Source organism: Streptomyces sp. NBC_00876, assembly GCF_045207435.1.
Classification (GTDB): Bacteria; Actinomycetota; Actinomycetes; order Streptomycetales; family Streptomycetaceae; genus Streptomyces.
The window spans coordinates 4654014-4674190 of record NZ_CP108800.1 but is presented as its reverse complement, the minus strand read 5'-3'; the positions used below and the strand labels follow the sequence as shown (position 1 = coordinate 4674190).

20 protein-coding genes and 3 pseudogenes are annotated in these 20177 nt (G+C 70.9%); 14 read left to right on the top strand and 9 right to left on the bottom strand.

The genetic code is table 11. From position 1 onward, the window contains the following. Window positions 1–95: 95 nt before the first annotated feature. The 3 genes from OG782_RS20460 (at window position 96) to OG782_RS20450 (ending at window position 1084) form a co-directional block, all read left to right on the top strand. The gene (locus tag OG782_RS20460; RefSeq protein WP_406452985.1) at window positions 96–437 is read left to right on the top strand and encodes an XRE family transcriptional regulator; all 342 of its coding nucleotides are present in this window, start codon (window positions 96–98) and stop codon (window positions 435–437) included. A 159-nt stretch (window positions 438–596) separates the two neighbouring features. Next, the gene (locus OG782_RS20455) at window positions 597–845 is read left to right on the top strand and encodes a hypothetical protein (protein WP_406452983.1); all 249 of its coding nucleotides are present in this window, start codon (window positions 597–599) and stop codon (window positions 843–845) included. After that, window positions 842–1084, top strand: coding sequence for a hypothetical protein (locus OG782_RS20450; RefSeq protein WP_406452981.1), 243 nt, complete (start codon window positions 842–844; stop codon window positions 1082–1084). The genes OG782_RS20455 and OG782_RS20450 overlap by 4 nt, the downstream gene beginning before the upstream one ends. Before the next feature lie 39 nt (window positions 1085–1123). On the opposite strand, the gene OG782_RS20445 is transcribed toward OG782_RS20450, so the two are convergent. Then, a complete protein-coding gene (locus tag OG782_RS20445) occupies window positions 1124–1918 on the bottom strand; it encodes a hypothetical protein (RefSeq protein WP_406452979.1) in 795 nt (264 codons plus the stop codon). A gap of 244 nt (window positions 1919–2162) precedes the next feature. On the opposite strand from OG782_RS20445, the gene OG782_RS20440 reads away from it, so the two are divergent. Further along, window positions 2163–3173, top strand: a complete 1011-nt coding sequence (locus OG782_RS20440) for a phosphotransferase family protein (protein WP_406452977.1) — start codon at window positions 2163–2165, stop codon at window positions 3171–3173. A 28-nt stretch (window positions 3174–3201) separates the two neighbouring features. On the opposite strand, the gene OG782_RS20435 is transcribed toward OG782_RS20440, so the two are convergent. The 3 genes from OG782_RS20435 to mshA form a co-directional block, all read right to left on the bottom strand. Then, complete coding sequence (locus tag OG782_RS20435; protein ID WP_406452975.1) at window positions 3202–4914, bottom strand: glycosyl hydrolase family 28-related protein; 1713 nt, start codon at window positions 4912–4914, stop codon at window positions 3202–3204. A gap of 144 nt (window positions 4915–5058) precedes the next feature. Next, window positions 5059–5613, bottom strand: a complete 555-nt coding sequence (locus tag OG782_RS20430) for a YbjN domain-containing protein (RefSeq protein WP_406452973.1) — start codon at window positions 5611–5613, stop codon at window positions 5059–5061. A gap of 250 nt (window positions 5614–5863) precedes the next feature. Next, window positions 5864–7228, bottom strand: a complete 1365-nt coding sequence (gene mshA, locus OG782_RS20425; protein WP_406452971.1) for a D-inositol-3-phosphate glycosyltransferase — start codon at window positions 7226–7228, stop codon at window positions 5864–5866. A 206-nt stretch (window positions 7229–7434) separates the two neighbouring features. Here mshA and OG782_RS20420 point away from each other — a divergent pair, with 206 nt between their 5' ends. The 3 genes from OG782_RS20420 (at window position 7435) to OG782_RS20410 (ending at window position 11218) form a co-directional block, all read left to right on the top strand. Further along, a complete protein-coding gene (locus OG782_RS20420; protein ID WP_406452969.1) occupies window positions 7435–8211 on the top strand; it encodes a class I SAM-dependent methyltransferase in 777 nt (258 codons plus the stop codon). A 305-nt stretch (window positions 8212–8516) separates the two neighbouring features. Beyond that, complete coding sequence (locus OG782_RS20415) at window positions 8517–9581, top strand: C40 family peptidase (protein ID WP_406452967.1); 1065 nt, start codon at window positions 8517–8519, stop codon at window positions 9579–9581. Between the two features lie 293 nt (window positions 9582–9874). Next, on the top strand, window positions 9875–11218 hold the full coding sequence (locus tag OG782_RS20410) for a PP2C family protein-serine/threonine phosphatase (protein ID WP_406452965.1): 1344 nt from the start codon (window positions 9875–9877) through the stop codon (window positions 11216–11218). Here OG782_RS20410 and OG782_RS20405 read toward each other — a convergent pair. From OG782_RS20405 to OG782_RS20395, 3 genes are all read right to left on the bottom strand, one after another. Then, a complete protein-coding gene (locus tag OG782_RS20405) occupies window positions 11200–11538 on the bottom strand; it encodes a DUF2516 family protein (protein ID WP_406452963.1) in 339 nt (112 codons plus the stop codon). The genes OG782_RS20410 and OG782_RS20405 overlap by 19 nt on opposite strands. Before the next feature lie 116 nt (window positions 11539–11654). Then, window positions 11655–12299 (bottom strand): hypothetical protein, encoded by a 645-nt coding sequence (locus OG782_RS20400; protein WP_406452961.1) that lies wholly within the window; start codon window positions 12297–12299, stop codon window positions 11655–11657. A gap of 27 nt (window positions 12300–12326) precedes the next feature. Beyond that, on the bottom strand, window positions 12327–12782 hold the full coding sequence (locus OG782_RS20395) for a helix-turn-helix domain-containing protein (RefSeq protein ID WP_406452959.1): 456 nt from the start codon (window positions 12780–12782) through the stop codon (window positions 12327–12329). Between the two features lie 152 nt (window positions 12783–12934). Here OG782_RS20395 and OG782_RS20390 point away from each other — a divergent pair, with 152 nt between their 5' ends. The 5 genes and pseudogenes from OG782_RS20390 to OG782_RS20370 form a co-directional block, all read left to right on the top strand. Then, window positions 12935–13438 (top strand): NUDIX domain-containing protein, encoded by a 504-nt coding sequence (locus tag OG782_RS20390; RefSeq protein WP_406452957.1) that lies wholly within the window; start codon window positions 12935–12937, stop codon window positions 13436–13438. Between the two features lie 202 nt (window positions 13439–13640). Further along, window positions 13641–14294: a class I SAM-dependent DNA methyltransferase gene (locus OG782_RS20385; protein WP_406452955.1), complete on the top strand. Its 654-nt coding sequence runs from the start codon at window positions 13641–13643 to the stop codon at window positions 14292–14294. A gap of 91 nt (window positions 14295–14385) precedes the next feature. Next, window positions 14386–15294, top strand: coding sequence for an aminoglycoside phosphotransferase family protein (locus OG782_RS20380; protein WP_406452953.1), 909 nt, complete (start codon window positions 14386–14388; stop codon window positions 15292–15294). 26 nt (window positions 15295–15320) lie between these two features. Then, a pseudogene (locus tag OG782_RS20375) lies at window positions 15321–15515 on the top strand (hypothetical protein); the annotation flags it as partial. Between the two features lie 92 nt (window positions 15516–15607). Beyond that, window positions 15608–16075: pseudogene (locus OG782_RS20370) on the top strand (MFS transporter); the annotation flags it as partial. A gap of 106 nt (window positions 16076–16181) precedes the next feature. Here OG782_RS20370 and OG782_RS20365 read toward each other — a convergent pair. Continuing rightward, the gene (locus OG782_RS20365; RefSeq protein WP_406452951.1) at window positions 16182–17114 is read right to left on the bottom strand and encodes a LysR family transcriptional regulator; all 933 of its coding nucleotides are present in this window, start codon (window positions 17112–17114) and stop codon (window positions 16182–16184) included. A gap of 220 nt (window positions 17115–17334) precedes the next feature. Between OG782_RS20365 and OG782_RS20360 the strand changes: the two genes are divergently transcribed. Beyond that, window positions 17335–17991, top strand: coding sequence for a CatB-related O-acetyltransferase (locus tag OG782_RS20360; protein WP_406452949.1), 657 nt, complete (start codon window positions 17335–17337; stop codon window positions 17989–17991). Between the two features lie 5 nt (window positions 17992–17996). Beyond that, window positions 17997–18125: pseudogene (locus OG782_RS20355) on the top strand (virginiamycin B lyase); the annotation flags it as partial. 297 nt (window positions 18126–18422) lie between these two features. Here the strand turns inward: OG782_RS20355 and rox are convergent. After that, on the bottom strand, window positions 18423–19853 hold the full coding sequence (rox, locus tag OG782_RS20350; RefSeq protein ID WP_406452947.1) for a rifampin monooxygenase: 1431 nt from the start codon (window positions 19851–19853) through the stop codon (window positions 18423–18425). Window positions 19854–20177 lie beyond the last annotated feature (324 nt).

Genomic DNA, 20177 nt, shown 5'->3' with positions numbered 1-20177 from the left:
TCGCGGTTCATCCGCGTGCGGGGGGCTCTTCGCTGCCCGCGGATATCGCACCCATGCGATATCACACACACCGGAGCAGCCAGGAATGAGGACTCATGAACGCGAGTAGGCCGAAGGCAGCCAACTCCGTCAACTGGGAGGATCTCAAGGACGAGTTCGGCTTCTCCGCCCAGGAGGCAGCGGAGGTCGAGCAGCGAACTGCCGCCATGCTGTCGGAGGTGCGAGCGTATCGGCTCGCCGAGGTGCGCAAGCGTCAGAAGATGACGCAGACAGCAGTGGCCAGGACTCTCGGCGTCACCCAGGGGCGCATCTCGGCCATGGAGAACGGTGCCATCAGCCGGTCCGAGGTCGAGACGCTCGCCGCGCATGTGGCAGCCCTGGGGGGGCAGCTCAAGCTGGTCGCCGATTTCGGCGACGAATCCCTGGTTCTGGGCTGAACGACGGCTTGCCGCAGGGAACCGGCCGCCGGACTTTCCCCACCATCCGCCCACCGGCCGGCCGGCACCGCATGAAGCGGTGACGGCGCGGCCGCAAGTGACGCCTCCCACACCTCGTCGTACCCTGTGGCGCATGCGGGGAGAGCGGGGAGAGCAACCATGAGTGAGCCCCTGAAGACCTTTGTGGGCGGTGCCGAGGTCGAGGTGCCCAACAGCATTCCGGCCATCCGTGACGCCCTGCCCGAGGTCAGGCGCGAGGAGTTCGACCGCGCCATCAACGATGCCGGAGTGCACGAGATCCAGGCCGTGATGCGGCACTGGATGCTGGAGGCCGTTCCCGATCCGGAGGCCGAGCGCATCCTGGACCGGCTGGCGGCGGACGAGGCCGAGAGGCGGACCGTCGCTTGAGCTTCCGGATCTCCTACGCGCCGCCCGCCGACGACACCCTGGCCAAGATGCGGGACGGCGAGACCTTCCGGGACGAGATGGCGCAGACGCTGGGGCGTGACCCGTACGGGCACGGGTCGTCCGCCGTGAAGGGTGAGCACGATCGCCGCGAGGCGACGGTCGCCGGGGCGATCGTGCTCTTCTACGTCTCCGGGTCCGTGCTGACCGTCACCGTGGTGCGGCTCGTCCCGTTGCCGTGAACCTCACCCGGCCCACACCGCGTCGGCCCCGGCCCGCGATCAGGCCAGCTTGGCGGCCTGTGCGTCGATCACCGCGGTCGGCAGGTCGAAGTCGCCGCCCGCGCCGGACGCGCCCAGGTTGAGCGAGGTCAGCGAGGCGAGCGTGGTGCCCTTGCGGATCTGGATGAGCTTCATCGCGCTCTTCTCGCCGTCCGCCTCCACCGTCACCGTCCAGGCGACGGCCTCCTCGCCGCCCTTGACCGGCACCTCCGCGATCTTGACGATCTTCTGCTTCGTTCCGGCCGCCGTGACCGTGAAGCCGGACGCGCACTCGGTGGCGGCGGTCCGCAGACCGGACAGCGTCTCCCCGGCGCCCTTGCCGTCGTACGTGGTGAGCGTGGCGAGCGTCGTCGTGATGTCGAAGGCCGCCTTGAACGCCTCCGCCGGGTCCTCGCTCTCCTTGTCGCCACCCTTCTTCGGCTCGCTGACCACCTTGCGCTGCGTGGACGCGGCGGGCGTACCGGTCTTGGCGCCCATCAGGACGTCGCCGAAGACGTCACAGGCCGCCTTGTCCGCCTTCACGTCATCGGCGGAAATCGAGTCCGCCGGACCGGCCTTGGCGATCTTGTGACCCTTGACGTCGCCCTGGGCCAGCGAGGCCTTCTCCAGCTCGGCCGCGCTCAGTGCCTTGGCCGTGGACTGGTCCCCGCCCTTGTCCGCGGGCGCGGCGGAGGCGGAGGAGTCCGCCTTGCCGTTGTCCTTGTCCGCCTCGTCCGAACCGCAGGCCGCGGTGAGCAGGGCCAGGGACATCACGGTGGCGGCAACAGCGGTACGGCGTATGGCAGTGGGTCGCATGGCCCGTCCTTCTTGTCTCAAGGTGTTCCGCCCGCACGAGAGCGGCCGCGCCGGGTTCGGCGCGGCGGTGAGAGTCGTGGGGGTTTGCCAACTCTATGAGCCGACTGTGGTTTGAGCATCCGTCAAACGGGCAGCGGACCTGATCGTGACGACGTCGTGATCACCCCGCGAAGGCTCTGAACTGGGCATTCGGCACAGACGGCAGCAACTCGCCCCGGGGTGACCGCTCGAAGGGGGTTCGCTGATGCCGATCGATTCCGTCCTGTCCGCCGTGCTCGGTTCGGCGGGGGTGGCGCCGGAACTGGTCGCCTCGTCCGTCCCGCTGGCGGGAGGCACGTACAACGCCGTGACCCGTGTGGCGCTCACCGACGGGCGCCGGTGGGTGGTGAAGACGCCGCCACCGGCGGCCGCCGGCTGTCTCGGGTACGAACGCGATCTGCTGGTCAACGAGGTCACGTTCTACACCGCGGCGGCCGAGGTCGCCGAGGAGACCGCCGTCCCCGGCGTCGTGCGCAGCGGGCTCGACCCTGCCGCCCCCGGGGGCGCGTACGTGATCATGACGGAGTGCCCCGGGCAGCCCTGGCACGAGGTGGCCGGCGCCCTGGCCGACGGTGAGGAGCAGCTGCTGCGCACGGAGCTCGGGCGGATCGTCGGCCGGCTGCACAGCGCCCCGGGGCCGGGCGGATTCGGCTATCCGTCCGCGGCACTGGGCCCGTTGGCCCCGACGTGGCGGGCGGCGTTCACCGCGATGACCGATGCCGTGCTGGCCGACGCGCGGACGTACGAGGCGCGGCTGCCGCGTCCGGCGGCGGACATCGGCCGGGTGCTCGGCGCGGCTTCGTACGTCCTGGACGACGTCACCCGCCCCGCCCTGGTCCACTTCGACCTGTGGCAGGGCAACATCCTGGTCACCGGTGAGCCGGGTGCCCGGCGGATCGGCGGGATCATCGACGGGGAGCGGATGTTCTGGGGCGACCCGGTCGCCGACTTCGTGTCGCTCGCGCTGTTCGGGGACATGGCGGAGGACAAGGACTTCCTCGCCGGTTACGGGGCGTCGGCGCCGGGCGGGCCGGTGGAGTTCGACGGGTCGGTGCGGCTGCGGCTCGCGCTCTACCGCGCGTACCTCTACCTGATCATGCTGGTGGAGACCGTGCCCCGGGGGACGGAAGGGGCGGACCTGGAGTGGACGTGGAACGAGGTGGCGCCGCGGCTGGAGGCGGCGCTCGGTGAGGTGGAGTCGGCGCTGCGGGCCTGAGGGCCGCCGCAGCGCCGCCCCCCGTTCTTCAGTGCCCCAGGGCCCGTTGGGCGTCGTGCAGGTTGGCCGGCCGGACCGCCCCCGGTGTTCCGTACGCCTCCAGGCGGGTGTGCAGGTCGCCGGTGAAGTCGGGGACGTCGGTCTGGTCGGACTCCGTCACCTCGCTCACCCCGACGGTCGCGCTGTACGGGGCGAGGCCGTCGATCCGCATGAGGCCGGCCCGGCCGTTGGTGACGCGGATGTTCCAGTGGGTGAAGCGGGCGCCGAACAGTGGTCCGGCGCTCGCGTCGCCGCCGTGGCGCCCGTTGTTGTTCACGGTGATGTCGGTGCGGACGTCGGCGAACGGCATCCCGCGGTGCGAGTCGAAGGTGCCCATCTCCATCACGCCGCGCGACCAGACGTTGTAGCTGGACAGCCCCTCGACGTTGATGCCGTGCAGCTGGGTTCCGGCGGGCGCCGGGACGGTGCGCTGCTCGATGGTGAAGTCCTCGATCAGGTTGTCGTGGCTGCCCTCGCGGCAGTAGTACGGGTGGTGCGAGCCGCGGCCGGCGACCTTTGTGCCGCGCAGGGTGCAGGCGGACGCGCCGATGAGGCCGAAGCCGTTGTCGACGTGGCGGACGGTGATGTCGTCGGCCCAGCAGTCGTACGCGCACTGGAACGCGACGCCGTTGTAGCCCTTGTCGAGCAGGTGCGGGGACTGCGGGGTCTCGACCGCTTCGAGGGTGAGCCCCTCGACGCCCGAGCCGGTGAGCGGGGTGGCGAGGGTGGTGAGGCGCGGGTCCCACTCGGGGCGGACGTCGAGCGGCAGCGGTCGCTCCAGGGTGACCCGGCGGCCGTGCACGGCGGTGATGCGGACCGGCCATTCGTAGGGGACGTACGAGGTCAGCTTCGTCTTGTCGTCCCAGTAGTACGCCTCGGGGCCGGGGCCGCCGCCCGCCATGTGCTCCAGGAGGGTGTGGGCGGAGTCGTCGGCGAGGCGGAGCAGGACGAGTGCGCCGCGCTTCAGCTTCCGGGTGTCGTCGACGGTGATCGTGCGGTCGCCGAGGCGGGCGGGTGCGACGGTGGTCAGGGTCTGCCACTCGTCGCGCCTGTTCCCGGTCCAGCCCTCGAAGGGCCAGGCCTTCGCCCTGATGGCATCGGTCAGGGATGCCCAACGGACCTCGGGGCAGAGCCAGATGAGGCCGCCGGCCCAGGACCAGCTGGACTTGTCGCCGCCGTACCGGCTGCCGTACACCCCGATCAGCTCGGTCAGGTTCTTCGTCGCGTGCAGCGTGGTGCGTCCGCTGCCCGCGCCGCGCAGCACGACGTCGCTGTGGCCGATGCGGATGATGTCGTCGATGCGGTACGTGCCCTCGGGGACGATCACCGTGCCGCCGCCGCGCCGGCCGGCGTCGGCGATGGCGCGGTTGATGGCGGGGGCGGCGTCGGCGGAGTTGTCGGGCTTCGCGCCGTAGTGCAGGACGTTGGCGGTGAAGCCGTGGCCGGTGCGGCGGGGCAGGTCGGAGCCGCCGCGGTAGCCGGCCCGGCCGATGAACGGGATCTGCGGGTGGGTGAGGGGCGCTGCGGCGAACTCCCGCCAGAGCGGGGTGAGCTGCGGCCGGCTGCCGGTCGCGGGGCTGCCGGTCGCGGCGAGGGCTGTCCCGCCGCCCGGCGTTCCCGTCGCCGCAGCCGCGGCGACGGCCACCGCGCTGCCGAGCAGTCCACGCCTGCTGAAGTTCCTCTGCGCCGCTTTAGTCGCCATGAGCCCGATCCGCCTTCCATGAGTTTCACGGATGTGAACGATGTTCATATGTGCGTCGGCGGTGAGCATGCCACGAGCCTGGCGCGCGACGAAAGAGTCGCGCACCAGGGAATATCCGGACGGGCAACCGTCAGGCGGCAGGCGTCAGTTGACGGGGCGCTGGGTCAGATGTGTGAACGCGTCCAGGTTCCGCGTGGACTCCCCGCGCGACACCCGCCAGGCGTACTCCTTGCGGATCGCGCTCGCGAAACCGATCTCGAGCAGGGAGTTGAAGGCGCCGTCGGCGGCCTCCAGCACCACGCCGAGCAGCCGGTCCAGCTCGCCGGGCGTCACCACGGACAGCGGCAGCTTGCCGACGAGGTAGATGTCCCCGAGCGAGTCGATCGCGTAACTCACGCCGAAGAGCCGGAGGTTGCGCTCCAGCAGCCAGCGGTGCACCGCCGCGTCGTTCTCGTCGGGGTGCCGGATGACGAAGGCGTTGAGGGAGAGCGAGTGCGTGCCGACGATGAGCGAGCAGGTGGTGGAGAGCTTGCGGGTGCCGGGCAGCTGGACGACATAGCTGCCGGGTGCGGGGCTCTCCCAGTCGAGCCCGGCGTCCTCGAACGTCGCCTCGATGACCTGCGAGACCTGCGCGCCCTGCGCCACCTGCGCGACCGGTGTGACCTGCGTCGTCGCCGCTTCCTCGGGTACGTCAGCCATGAAGCGAGCGTACGTCAGCGGCCGGGCGTCCGTACGAGCGGCAGGCGTCCGTACGGACGGCGGCCGGCCGTACGGACGGCGGGCGGCCGTACGGACGGCGGGCGGGCGGCCGCACGGACAGCGGGTGGGCGTACGGGGGGAGGCGGCCCGTCTTACGGGCGGCAGGCGGCCGTACGGGAGGCCGGGCGGCCGCACGGGGGAGGCGGCCCGCCTTACGGGCGGCAGGCGGCCGTACCCCGTCGGAACGGTCTCAGCCGTGGTGCGACCGCACCCGCCGCCGGTGTTCCTGCATGGCCGCGGTGTACACGTCCGCGGTCGCCGCCGCCGCCGTGTCCCAGCCGAAGCGCTGCGCGTGCGCCGCCGCCGCGCCGCCCATCCGCTCCACGAGCTCCGGAGCCACCGCGAAACGCTCGAGCGCGCGGGCGTACGCCTCCGGGTCGTGCCCGGGGATCAGGAAACCGCTGACCTCGTCGCGCACCGCCACCGGCAGTCCGCCCACGGCCGCCGCGACGACCGGGGTGCCGGCCGCCTGGGCCTCGATGGCGACCAGGCCGAAGGACTCGCTGTACGAGGGCATGACCAGCACGGACGCGGCCCGGAACCAGTCGGCGAGCTGGTCCTGCCCGACCGGCGGGTGGAACCGTACGACGTCCGCGATACCGAGCCGGGACGCCAGCTTCTGCAGCCCCTCCGGCTTGGCCAGGCCGCTGCCGCTCGGGCCGCCCACCACGGGGACGACGATGCGGGAGCGCAGCGAGGGGTCACGCTCCAGCAGGACGGCCACGGCGCGCAGCAGCACGTCCGGGGCCTTCAGCGGCTGGATACGGCCCGCGAAGAGCGGGATCAGGGCGTCCTGCGGCAGCCCCAGGCGGGCGCGGGCGGCGGCCCGGCCGTCGGCGGGGCGGAAGCGCTCCAGGTTGACGCCGGGGTGGACGACGGCGACAGCGCCCGGATCGGCCTCGTAGAAGCGGACGAGCTCGTCCGCCTCCTCGGCGGTGTTCGCGATCAGCCGGTCGGCCGCGCTGACGATCTGGGTCTCCCCGATGACGCGGGCGGCGGGTTCGGGGGTGTCGCCGGCGGCGAGCGACGCGTTCTTGACCTTGGCCATGGTGTGCATGGCGTGGACGAGCGGGACGCCCCAGCGCTGCGCGGCGAGCCAGCCGACGTGGCCGGAGAGCCAGTAGTGGGAGTGCACCAGGTCGTAGTAGCCGGGGCGCTGACCGGCCCACGCCTGCATCACACCGTGTGTGAAGGCGCAGAGCTGGGCGGGCAGCTCTTCCTTGGCCAGACCCTCGTACGGCCCCGCGTCCACGTGCCGGACCAGGACGCCGGGCGACAGCTCCACGGCCGGCGGCAGTGCGCCGGTGGTGGAGCGGGTGAAGATCTCGACCTCGATGTTGATCGCGGCCAGGCGCTTGGCCAGCTCCACGATGTAGACGTTCATACCGCCCGCGTCGCCCGTCCCCGGCTGGTGCAGCGGGGAGGTGTGCACGGAGAGCATCGCGATCCGGCGCGGCTTGCGGTGGCTGCCGGGGAAGGAGCCGGTGAGACCGGCGGGGAACCTGAGACGCGGTGCGACACGGCTGCTGCCGAGCCGAGAGACGTACTGGCTCACGTCGTCCGGTCCTCCTTACTCAGGGCACTGGTACCGAATCGCTCACGGGCATGGCACCGAAGGGACACAGGGTCCCTTCGAAGGTCTGGAACAGTGGAACCCCTCCTTTCATTTCCGTTTTGCCAAATCATTACGGTATGGCTCCGGCGCGTCGCCACGGCGGCCGCCGGAAGCCCGCGCTCCCGGGGATCGTTACGCTCTGTGTCATGCGCCCGATCGGCACCGCGACCCGCGGGACCACCAACCCGAACCGGCTGCGCCGCATGGACCGCTGGATCGCCGCCACGCACGGCCCCGCCCTGCGCCGCGCCGACGCCCCCGTGGCGGTCGACCTCGGGTACGGCGCCGCCCCCTGGACCGCCGTGGAGCTGCTGGAGCGCCTGCGCACCGCCGAGCCGCGCACGGAGGTGGTCGGCATCGAGATCTCCCCGGAGCGGGTCGCGGCGGCGCGGCCGTACGAGCGCGAGGGGCTCACCTTCCGGCACGGCGGCTTCGAGATCCCGCTGCCCGGACGGCCGGTGCTGATCCGGGCGGCGAACGTGCTGCGCCAGTACGACGAGGGCGAGGTCACCGCCGTCTGGCAGCGGCTGTGCGACCGGCTCGCGCCGGGCGGGCTGCTGGTGGAGGGCACCTGCGACGAGATCGGGCGCCGCCACGTCTGGGTGGCGCTGGGACCCGAGGGGCCGCGCACGGTGACCTTCGCGACCCGGCTCGGCTCCCTCGGCCGGCCGTCCGACCTCGCGGAGCGGCTGCCCAAGGCGCTCATCCACCGCAATGTGCCGGGCGAGCCCGTCCACGCGTTCCTGCGCGACTTCGACCGGGCCTGGGCCGCCGCGGCACCGTACGCCTCCCTGGGCGCCAGGCAGCGCTGGATCACGGCCGTACGCGCCCTGTCGGGCGACTGGCCGCTGGCGGACGGGGTGCGGCGGTGGCGCCAGGGCGAAGTGACGGTGAAGTGGAGCGCGCTGCGGCCCGAGCAGTAGCCCGGGACGCGAGGAACGCACACGGGAGAGCGCGAGCGAGCGAACGCGCGGGGGAACGCATGCGGGAGCGCACGCGGGGAACAGGCGAGCGGTGGCCCAACACGCGTGGAACAAGAGGGAACCCTCGACCCGTCGGGAACGACCGCACGGCATCGTTCGTCCCAGAACAGGGAGGGCCGGCCGGACCGGTCATGGAGATGTGTCTGCCTCTGTTGCTTTTCGGTAGGGCATGGCACGATCTCGTCGGTGCCATAAGTTACTGACGGTAAATCAGATTCGTTGCAATCTGTTCGGAGGGGGAGCTCGTGTACCGACGCCACTGTGCCGCCGCTGCGATCACTCTGGTCTGCGCGCTGGCCGTACTCGCCGCGCCGGTCCAGGCCTTCGCCGCGCCCGAGCCGCCCCCTGCCTCCGCCGTACCCCCGAAGGCGGGGAAGAAGAGCCTCGAAGAGGTGCGCGAGGAGATCGACGCGCTGTACCGCAAGGCGGGGGCCGCGACGGACGCGTACAACCTCGCCGAGGAACAGGCGAAGAAGCAGTCGGGCGAGATCGTCAAGCTGGCGCAGGCCATAGTCGAGGGCCAGGCGAAGATCGCCGACCTCAAGAGCCGGGCGGGCGCCCAGGCGCGCGAGCAGTACCGCAACGCCGGACTGCCGCCCGGCGCCCGGCTGATGCTCAGCGGCGACCCGCAGCTCTTCCTCGACGGCCTCGGCCGGGCCCGCCAGGGCCAGCAGGCCGCCAAGGGACTCCTGGGCGAACTGAACAGGACCCAGGAGGACCTGGAGACGTACACGCACGACGCGAGCACCAACTGGACGAAGCTCGAAGCCAATCGCGTCAAGCAGGCCAAGGCCAAGAAGAAGATCAACGCGCAGATCGCGGCGGCGAAGAAGCTCGAGTCCCAGCTGGAGAAGAAGGAACGGGCCCGGCTCCTCCAGCTGGAGCAGGAGGCGGAGTACAAGTCGCAGACCGCCTGGCTGGGCTCCGGCGCCCTGAAGGAGATCAACCGCAAGGCGAGCCCGAGCGGCAAGAAGGCGGTGGCCTTCGCGACGGCCAAGATCGGGCTGCCGTACGAATGGGGGGCGGAGGGCCCCAAGTCGTACGACTGCTCGGGGCTGACGTCCCAGGCGTGGGCGGCGGCGGGACGGCCGATCCCGCGCACCTCGCAGGAGCAGTGGCGGCAGTTGCCGCACATCGCGATCAAGGACATGCGCCCCGGCGACCTGATCATCTACCACAGCGACGCCAGCCACGTCGGGATGTACATCGGCGACGGCGCGATCGTGCACGCCCCGCGCCCCGGCCGCAACGTCACGCTCGCGGGAGCGGGCTCGATGGAGATCCTCGGGGTCGTCCGCCCGGACAAGTAGGGCGGAGCGCTCGCGCCACTCCCGCCACTCCCCCGCTACCGGGCCCCGGCGTGAGCGGCGCCACGCCGGGCCGGACAGCGGGCGTGACCTTTGTCATGCCGTCCCGGGCGGCTCCCGGCGGGCCCATCACGCCGGATCCGTGACCTGACGCGGCTTATGGCGGTGCATATGCCGGAGGCCGGGTGCCGTGCGCCATTCCGTTCCCGCATCCCGTACCGCTATGGTCCCCGTCTGGCGGGTCGTCGATCGTCGTTCCGCCGCGCCCTCGGGGGGAGGGAAGGAAACCAGAACCGATGCCCGTACCCGTACCGCAGCAGCGTTCCGTTCCCGCTGCGGAGACCAGCTATGGCGCCGACCTCACCCTCCTGGTGATCGAGGACGACCCGGCGGGCACCATCAGCGTCCCGGAGCTCTCCGCCGCGGCCGGCGCCCGCGTCCGTATCCGCGCCGCCCGCAACCTGACCGAGGCGGGCCGGCTCCTCACGGACGACGTGGACTGCATCCTGCTGGACCTGGCACTGCCCTCCGGCACCGAGACGCGCGGCGACCGGGGCGCGCAGGAGGACAGGCTCGCCACCCTCGAGCACGTGCTGCGGATCGCTCCCCGGCACGCCGTACTCGCCCTCACCGCTGAGGACGACGCCGAGCTGGCCGCCGACGCCGTACGGGTGGGCGCGCAGGACTACCTCTTCCGCGGCGAGCTCGACGGCAGGCTCCTCAGCCGCGCCATCCGCTACGCCGTCGAGCGCAAACGCGCCGACGTGGCGCAGCACCAGCTCACCGAGTCCCGGCTGCGTGCCCAGGAGAACGCCCGCCTGGAGCGCGGGCTGCTCCCCACCCCGCTGCTCGACGGCTCCGATCTGCGCTTCGCCGCCCGCTACCGCCCAGGCCGCAGCCGCGCGCTGCTGGGCGGGGACTTCTACGACACGGTCCGCACGCCCGACGGCACGGTCCACGCGATGATCGGCGACGTCTGCGGCCACGGTCCGGACGAGGCGGCGCTCGGCGTCGAACTGCGCATCGCATGGCGGGCGTTGACGCTCGCCGGCCTGTGCGGCGACGAACTGCTCTCCACGCTCCAGCAGGTCCTGGAGCACGAGCGGGAGAGCGAGGAGATCTTCGCGACGCTCTGCACCGTCGACATCTCCCCCGACGGCCGCCGCGCGGGCCTGTGCCTGGCGGGCCACCCCGCACCGCTGATCGCCCGGAAGGGGCGGGCGGCGCGTCTGCTTCCGTACGAGGACGGCGGCCCGGCCCTCGGCCTGCTGCCGCGCGCACGCTGGCCGCGCAGACAGGTCGAACTGGGCGGCTCCTGGAGCCTGATGATGTACACGGACGGGCTGATCGAGGGCCGCGTCGGCAACGGCACGCAGCGCCTCGGCCAGGACGGCATGGTCGCGATGATCAACCGGCAGCTGACCGAGGGCCTGGCCGGCGAGGACCTCCTGGACGCGGCGGTCACCCACGTCCGGGAACTGAACGGCGGCGAGCTGACCGACGACGTCGCGGTCCTGCTGCTCGACCGCGACCAGGACACCGTCCGCCGCCGGGACCGCAACGGCGCCCGGGGCCGGAGCATCCCGCGCCCCCGCCCCGGTCAGGTCTCACCCGCGGGCGCTCAACGCCCGCCGTTGTAGGGCCCGTACGGCCCGTCGCTGCTCGATCCGCCGCGGCGGCCACCGCCGCCGCCCGAGACGGCCTTGAGGGCGGGCCGTACATCCACGAAGAACACGATGGACGCGACCAGCCCGGCGAGCTGCACGAAGAGCATGGGCACCCAGAGGTTCACCACGACCGCGATGCCGAGGATGATCAGCCAGAAGGACTTCTTCTGCTTGTCCGCGGCGCGGTAGGCGTCCTCGCGGGCGATCGCGGCCATGACCAGGGCGACCACGGCGAGGACGAGCATGGCCGTGTAGATCAGCCCGAGGAATGAATTGAAGCCTTCGAGCAACATGATGTGCACCGCCTAATGAGTGGATGAGCGCCTCGCGGCCAAGGTACCGGGACAACGACCGGGACACCCCGAAAGGTGCCCGCCCGTCCTCCCGGCACACCTGCCGGACATCGCGCCTACTTGGCGGTGGGCGGCGTGGCCTTCTTGGCGACGGGCTTGCGCGCGGGCGCCTTCTTGGCGGGCGCGGGTGACGGCTTGGCCTCGGCCTTGACGCTCTTGGCGGCGGGCGCGGGCTTGACGGGTGCGGGCTTGGCGGGCGCCGGCTTGGCGGGAGCGGGCGCGGCCTTGCTCTCCGGCTTCGACTCCTTGCGCGGCTCGACGACCACGGCGATCTCGACGATCTCCTCGGCCGTCTCGCCCCGCCACGTCCGCACGGTCTGCTCGCCGCGCTCGGCGACCTTCTCGTACGTCTCGCGGGCCCTGACCGCGTACTCCGCGGCCACGCCGACGCCGCGCAGCGCCAGGTCCTGGGCGCTCTCGCCCAGCTTCTTCAGGTCGGTGTCGAACGCCCCGATCACCTCGGTGACCTTGGCGGAGAGGGTGGCCTGCGCCTCCTTGGCCTGGCCGGCGACCTTCTCCTGCACGGCCTTGGGGTCGGTGTTGCGCACGGCCTCGATACGCTCCGGCGCCTCGGCCCGCAGCTGCTCGATCAGGGCCGGAACCTTCCGGGCCTGCTGCACGGCGAGATCGGCCGTACCGGCGGCGAAGTAGAGGGGGGTCGGGTCGGTGAGGGTCTTACGCAGGTCATCGGTGATGGCCATGACTGTGGTCCTCCCGGATCATCAGACTCAGTGTGAGGGTTTTGAAGGCTTGGAAGCTGTATCGGCAGCACTGCCGTCGTCACTGAGGGGCGCATCCGCAACGGACGCACTCCCCTCCTCGTCCCCGGGCTCGTCCTCGAACCCGTTCTCCTTGCGGAAGGAGGCGTAGATCTGGAGCAGCACGCTCTTCTGCCGCTCATTGATCGACGGATCGGCAAGGATCACCGCCCGCGTCTCCAGCTCCTCCCGCTCCCGCTCGTCCAGAATCCCGGCCCGTACGTACAGGGTCTCGGCGGAGATCCGCAGCGCCTTGGCGACCTGCTGCAACACCTCGGCGCTGGGCTTGCGCAGCCCGCGCTCGATCTGGCTGAGATAGGGATTGGACACCCCGGCGGCATCCGCGAGCTGCCGCAGGGACAGCTGCGCGGTACGGCGCTGCTCGCGCAGGTACTCGCCGAGATTGCCGACGTTGAGTGATGCCATGCCTCGATGGTGGACCCCTGGCGCTAACTTTTGCAAGCAGACGCTTGCAAAAGTGTTCCGAACCACTCGCGTGGGCCAGTGAGCCGGAGTGCGACAGGTGCCCTCATCCGCGTCCGGCCTCGCTGTCGGTGGGCTCTGCCAGGGTGTGCGTCGTGGACGAACCGGTGGAGCGTGTCGACGATCAAGATCGTGTACTTGGGGTGGCGGTCAGCCGCCGGCGGGCCATCCGGGAGGGCTGGCTGCATCGGGTCGCCGTGACGGTGTGTCGTGATGCGCGTGGGCGGGTCCTCGTTCACCGGCGGTCGGAGCAGCTGTCGCGCTTCCCCGGGCGCTACGAGGCCGTGGTCGGTGGCGCCGTGGGTGTCGGCGAGTCCTACGAACAGGCCGCCGCGCGGGAGCTGGCCGAAGAGCTGGGCATTCGTGTGCTGCCGCGCTTGCTGTTCACATTCCTCAACCGCAGCGGTTTGAGCCCTCACTGGCTCGGCGTGCATGAAGCCGTGGTGCCGGACGCCGTGGTCCCCGATCCTGATGAGGTCGCCTGGCATGGCTGGCTGACCGAGCCGGAGCTGCGGTCGGCCTTGCCGGAGTGGCGCTTCACCCCCGACAGTCACGAAGCCTTCAGCCGGTACCTCGCGTTCCGGACCGCGCGGTCCTGAACTTGCCGGCTTCTCGGGCCGGGGTGCCTGCTTGCGGCCAACTTGCCTGCAACAAGCACGGAACACATCAGCACAACGATGCGTATCCGGCGCGTCCCGTCTCGAAGGATCTGGCCTCCACATCAAGTGACCTGGTCTGATTCGCAGTTGTCCTCAGTCGATCCGATTCGTCATCCTGATCACTGCACTAATCTGTCGAGCCATGAACGCGGACCGCTGGTTGGCAGACACCCGGACCTCCTACGACACGGTCGCGGTCAGTTATGCCGACCAGCTACGTGAGGCTCTGGCCGGGGCGCCCTATCTTCGGGCGGCTCTGGCGCTGTTCGCCGACCTGGTCCACATCGCCGGCGGTGGGCCGGTGGCGGACGTGGGCTGCGGACCTGGACATGTGACCGCTCACCTGCACGAGCTGGATGTGGACGCGTTCGGCATCGACCTTTCACCCGCGATGATCGATGTGGCCCGGCGTGACCACCCTCACCTGCGGTTCGAGGTGGGCTCGATGACGGACCTCGACCTCGCCGATGCTTCAGTGGCCGGCCTGCTCGCATTCTGGTCGTTGATCCACATCCCCGACGAAGCAGTGCCCACGGTCTTCGGCCACTTCCGGCGCGTGTTGCGTCCCGGCGGACCACTGCTGCTCGGCTTTCACGTCGGCGACGAGTCGAGGCTGAAGACCCAGGGCTACGGTGGTCACCCGATGAACGTCCACGTTCACCGCCGCCGGCCTGACCAAGTGGCGGCCTGGCTGCGCGATGCCGGGTTCACCGTCGAGGCCCACATGCTGACCGACCCCGACAAGAGCGTTCCAGGTGCGGTCCTCTTCGCACGCCGTCAGCCCGAGAGCCCCTAGCCACGCCGGTCCCCGACATCTTCGGGGGTCACGGCCAGGGCTGCCGGAAAGTCACTGGCTTCCCGTTCCCTCCAGCGATGAGACTTCCCACGTGGCACTTCACGAGAACGAGATCCCGGTCGACGAGACGATCGTCCGATCACTGCTGAAAGCGCAGTGCCCGGAGTGGGCCGCCCTACCGTTGTCGCCCGCAGGCGCGGGCACGGACAACACCATGTACCGACTGGGCGATGACCTGCTCGTGCGCCTTCCACGAACCGCCGACAACGGGAGGTCCGTACGGAAGGAACAGGAATGGCTTCCCCGCCTGGCGCCCCTCCTCCCATGTCCGATTCCCGAGCCCGTCCACGCCGGGACGCCCACCGACGCCTTCCCATTGGTCTGGTCGGTCTACCGCTGGATCGACGGTGCCGAGGCCGGCCCCGACACCGTTCAGGACTGGTCCGCATTCGGAACCGACCTCGCGAAGGCCGTGAGGGAGCTCCACCGCATCGACCTCATGGGAGCGACCCGTGCAGATGGCCTCAGCTGGTATCGCGGAGGCGGTCTGGGGCCGTGCGACCAATGGATCAGTGGGTGTTTCGACGACTGTCGGACCACCGTGGGTTCAGAGCTCGACGTCGACGCTCTGGAACAGTTGTGGCGAGCCGCGCTCTCACTGCCCGAGCCCACCGGACCTCATGTGTGGCTCCACGGCGACCTCAAGCCGACCAATCTCCTGGTCCGGGAAGGCAAACTCCACGCGGTCATCGACTTCGGAGGGCTCTCGGTCGGCTTGCCCGACGCCGAGCACTCCACCGTCTGGGACCTGCCGTCACAGGCGCGACAGGCTTACTGGGACACCTTGAACCTCGACGAGGTGACCTGGACCCGCGCCCGCGCCTGGGCGGTCGCGGTGGGCGTCAGCGGGATCTCCTACTACTGGGACACCTTCCCGGCCTTCGTCGCCGAATGCCGGGCACGACTTCAGGCAATCCTCGCCGACGCCGCCACGCGTTGAGTGGCCTCCTGGCACAGGAGGAAGGGCACCAGTACGACCTGGTTCACGCCCACGGCGACTACGACCTGGAGTGGGACGCCACCACGGCAAGCCCACGCGAATGCGCCCAGCGCATCAAAAAGCTCCTCCCGCACCGCCCGAACCCGACCGCCTTCACCCGACTCCGCCGACGCCACCTGCCAGGCGGCCCCGCCGACGTCGATGCGACGGGACACCGGTGATTCCCGAACGCCATGCATGATCCTCGGAGTTCACCTGCACATGACAGATGAATTGGGTTGCGGCTGAGCGGCCGGCCCGGTGGGGTGCCTGGTTCCTCGGCGACGTGAGCGGGTTCTCCCCGGGCACCGTCAGCGCCCTGCTCGTGGCCGTCGGTGTGGCGTGTCTGGCCGGGGTGAGCATCACCGGCGCGCTGCTGGACCGCTTCCCGCACGCCGCCCTGACCACTGCCGTGGGCACGCAGGCGGTGGGCATGCTCGGCCTGTACGCCGCCGGTGACCATCCGGTGGCCGCGGTGGTGTTCCTGCTGTTGATGGGCGGTGCACTCGGGCCGGTGTTCATGACCACCCAGAACGCGATGCTGCATTGCGCACCGGGCCGCACGGATATCGCCCTCGCGGCGAACTCCGGTTCCTACAACGCCGGTATCGCTGCGGGCGCCGCGCTCGGTGGGCTGGTCCTGCCGCTGGCCGATATGAGAGGCGCCTTCCTCGCCGGCGGGCTGCTGACGTCGGGGGCCTGCGCGGCGCTGCTCGGCGGGCGGGCGGCCGCCCGGCCGTGACGACTCACGTACTTCGGTCAGGGTGGTTGTGCGTGCGCATTCCTCTGAGCCCTGGGCCGGGCCGGAGTGATCAGCCGCGGCGGAGTGATCAGCCAGGTCAGACACGTCAGCCAGAAGCCGGGTGACCGGCCAGCCGGATCTCGCGTGCCCCGAGTTCGCGGGCCGTCTCCACGAACGCCTGTACGTGCGGTGCGGGGGCGGATTCGGGCAGGACGAGCGCCCATTCGGTGAGCGGTGCGTCCTCGATCGGGACCAGCGCCACACCGGGATAGGCGTAATAGCGCGATACATGGGCGTTGAGCGGGCAGACCACGCGCCCGGTGGCCACCAGGGCCAGGACCTCGTGGAAGGTCCTCGCCTGCGGGCCGCGGTGGACCAGGCGGCCGCCCGGCGTCCGTTCCGGGCACATCGCCCGGAACCACTCCTCGGGCGTACGTGTGCCGGGATCCGGAAGGGTCCGGCCTGCCAGGTCCTCGAGGGACACCCGAGCCCGTGCCGCCAGGTCGGAGCCCGCGGCCACAGCCAGGACCCGGCCTTCCGTCAGCACTACGGGACCGGCCCGGAGTCCGGGCTCGGGCACCGGGAGCCACATCAGTTGGGCCGCCGCCTCGCCTGCCCGCATCCGGGCGAGCGGATCGCTGAAGTGGTACTCCACGAACTCCACGCCGCAGTCGGGGTGACGGGCGCCGAAATCATCGACGAGCCAGGTCAGTTCGGAGGGCAGTACGCCCATCACCCCCAGCCGCACGGCTCCGGAGCAACCGCGGGCGCTATCCGCCGCCCGGGTCAGGGCTTTGCGGATCAGCCCGTAGCCGGGGCGGAGATCGTCGCGCAGCCGACGGCCCAGGGGTGTCAGTGTCACGGTGCGGGTGCTGCGGTCGAACAAGGCTCCGCCCAGGCCGCGTTCCTGCCGGCTGATGGACTGACTCACGCGCGCCTGGGAGAGATGCAGCCGCTCCGCGGTCCGGCCGAAATGCAGTTCCTCCGCCAGGGTCAGGAAGATCTCGATGTCCCGCAGTTCCACGGATCCCCCATTCATCACTCCCGCTTATGGCTGTCTTGCGCAAATCGGCGTTGCTCCGGCCGATCAGCCTAGGCGAGACTCGGCCATGCCCAACTGGGCCGTCGGCGCACGGCCGTGAGGAGCGTCGGCCGCGTCTGCCGCCCTCTCTCCTCTCCGTACCGTCCGCCGACGCGCACCGCACAGCACCGCATCGCATCGCATCGCATCGCATCGCATCGCACAAAGGAACCGCGCTTTGACACCTGATCCGGCCACCGTTCACCCACTTCCCGCGCACGACCGCGTGGTGTTCCTCAAACCGCTAATCGCCTCACCGAAGATCGTCGTCGGCGAATACACCTACTACGACGATCCCGGCGGCGCGACGGAGTTCGAGCACCGCAATGTGCTCTACGCCTACGGGCCGGAGCGCCTGATCATCGGCAGGTACGGCGCCATCGCGACGGGAACCCGTTTCCTGATGGCCGGCGCCGAGCATCCGACGATGGGGGTGTCCAGCTACCCGTTCACCATGTTCGGCGGTCGCTGGGCCGAGGAAACCCTGGACATCGTGATGGCCATGCCCAGCCGTGGTGACACGGTCATCGGCAACGACGTCTGGTTCGGTCACCGGTCGACCGTCATGCCGGGTGTGCACATCGGCGACGGCGCCATCATCGCGGCCGGTGCCCTGGTCGTCGCCGACGTCCCTCCGTACACCGTCGTCGGCGGCAACCCGGCCAAGCCGATCCGGCAGCGGTTCAGCGACGACGACGTCGAGCGGCTTCTCCGCGCGGCATGGTGGGACTGGCCCGTCGACCTGGTCACCGAACACGCACGCACCATCATGGCCGGAACCCCCGCCGACATCGCGCGCATCGCCGCCGAGCACGGGCTGGAGAAGACCCTGTGACCCGGGTGTCCATCGCCGAGCACGCTGTGGCCGACAGCGAGGCCGGACCGTACGCCATCACCACCGGGCCGGACGGCGCGCTGTGGTTCACCCTGGTCCACAGCGGTCGGGTGGGCAGGCTGGTCCCTGGCGAGGAGACCCCCGGCGGCTGGTTCGTGGTCGACGTGGCCGACCGTGCGGAGGCCGTCGAACTGGCCAGGTCCCTGCCCACTCCGGAGACGATCGAGATCCGCCCGCTCCTCGAATCCGCCTGAGCTCCGTCACCGTCGTACCGGAGGCTCACGTCCGGTCGACCGGTCCCGGCCCGTACCGCGCGGCGAGGGACCTCGCCGGGCGGTACGGGCTACGGGCTACGGGCGCCGTGCGACGAGGACGAACTCCCCGCCCGGCCGGCCGGGCGCATCGCGTACGTCCGCGACCCGGACACCCGGTCACCCGGCCGCGGCGCCGAACCACCGGGGCAGTACGGCAAGCAGATCCGCCTGGTTCTCGCCGGCCCACACCACATGGCCGTCCGGCCGCAACAGCACGGCGGGCACGTCCAGTTCCTCGCAGGCGTCAACGACATGGTCCACGCGGTCCGTCCAGCCCGCCGCCGAGAGCCGGCCGGTCCGGTCGAGCAGCAGCCCCCGGCCTTCGTGCATCAGCCCGTAGAGCCGGCCCTCCTTCAGCTCGACGTCCCGCATCCGCCGGCCGAGCAGTTCATGCCCCTCGCCGAAGTCGTAGGCGACGTCGACCGCGGTGATGACGCCGGTCACGTACCGGTTCACCTCCTCGAAGTCCATCAGCTTCGAGAACAGCTCCCGCAGCGCGGTCGCACCGGGGCTGGTCCCCAGCAGCGTGATCTGCGCGCGGGTGTTCGCCAGTACGGCGGCGCCCACCGGATGCCGTTCGGCGTGGTAGCTGTCGAGCAGCCCGTCCGGCGCCCAGCCGTCGACCGCCGCGGCCAGCTTCCAGCCGAGGTTGAACGCGTCCTGCACGCCGAGGTTCATCCCCTGCCCGCCGGTGGGCGGGTGGATGTGCGCCGCGTCGCCGGCCAGCAGCACCCGGCCGGCCCGGTAGCTCTCGGCCTGCCGGGTGGCGTCGCCGAACCGGGAGAGCCAGCGCGGCGAGTGCACGCCGAAGTCGGTGCCCGCGACCCGCCGCAGCTGCTGCTTGAAGTCGTCGAGTGTCGGGGCCGTCGCACGGTCCTCGGACACCCCGTCGGCGGGCACGACGATGCGCCACGCCGTCCCGTCACCGCTGGGGGTGACGCCGAACCGCAGCTGAGTCCTGCGGACCTCCTCGACGACGGCGGCGATGATCGCCGGGTCCTCGGTCACCTCCATGTCGCCCAGCAGCGTCTCGACCGTGGCGGGCTCACCGGGGAACCCGATGCCGAGTCGCTTGCGCACCACGCTGCGGCCGCCGTCGCAGCCGACGAGGTAGCGCGAGCGCAGCCGCGTGCCGTCCGCCAGCTCGACGTCCACCCCGTCCTCGTCCTGGCTCACGGCGACGACTTCGCAGCCGCGCCGGATCTCCGTACCGAGTTCGAGGGCACGCTCGTTGAGCAGCCGCTCGGTGACCGGCTGCGGGGTCGCGAGGCCGTACGCGTGCGCCGTGTCCAGCCGGTCCGGCCACGGCTTGATGATGCCGCCGTAGAGACCGCCGGCCCGGAACTTCTCACTGACCGCGAGGAACCGGTCCAGCAGTCCGCGCTGGTCCATCATCTCGACGCTGCGCGCGTGGAGGCCCTGCCCACGGGACTCCCTGGTCGGCTCGGTCAGCTTCTCCAGCACGACCGTCCGCACGCCGTGCAGACGCAGTTCGGCGGCCAGCATCAGGCCGGTCGGTCCGCCACCGGCCACGAGCACATCAATCATCCGCACGCCCATTCATTTGAGATCGGCTATCGACCGGCTCGCCAATCCGCCTGGCCCATGTATCCGCAAACACATATGAGTTACGCGGATCTGTCATTTCCCCCGGTTCCGGGCCGTGGCCGATCATTCTGTGGGACACCCCGGGCCTTGCCGCAAGCCCCCCGGTGCGCTATATGTTGAGAGTGGAAAGGAGTGAGTAGCCCTCTTTCCACCTTCCGCGGCGTTCCCGGGAATCTCCCGCCGCCCTCCGCGCACTCGGTCAGCGTCTCCCGCGACAGCTTCGTGCGATTGCGCCGGACTACGTCATGGGCCGGAGCCGTGATC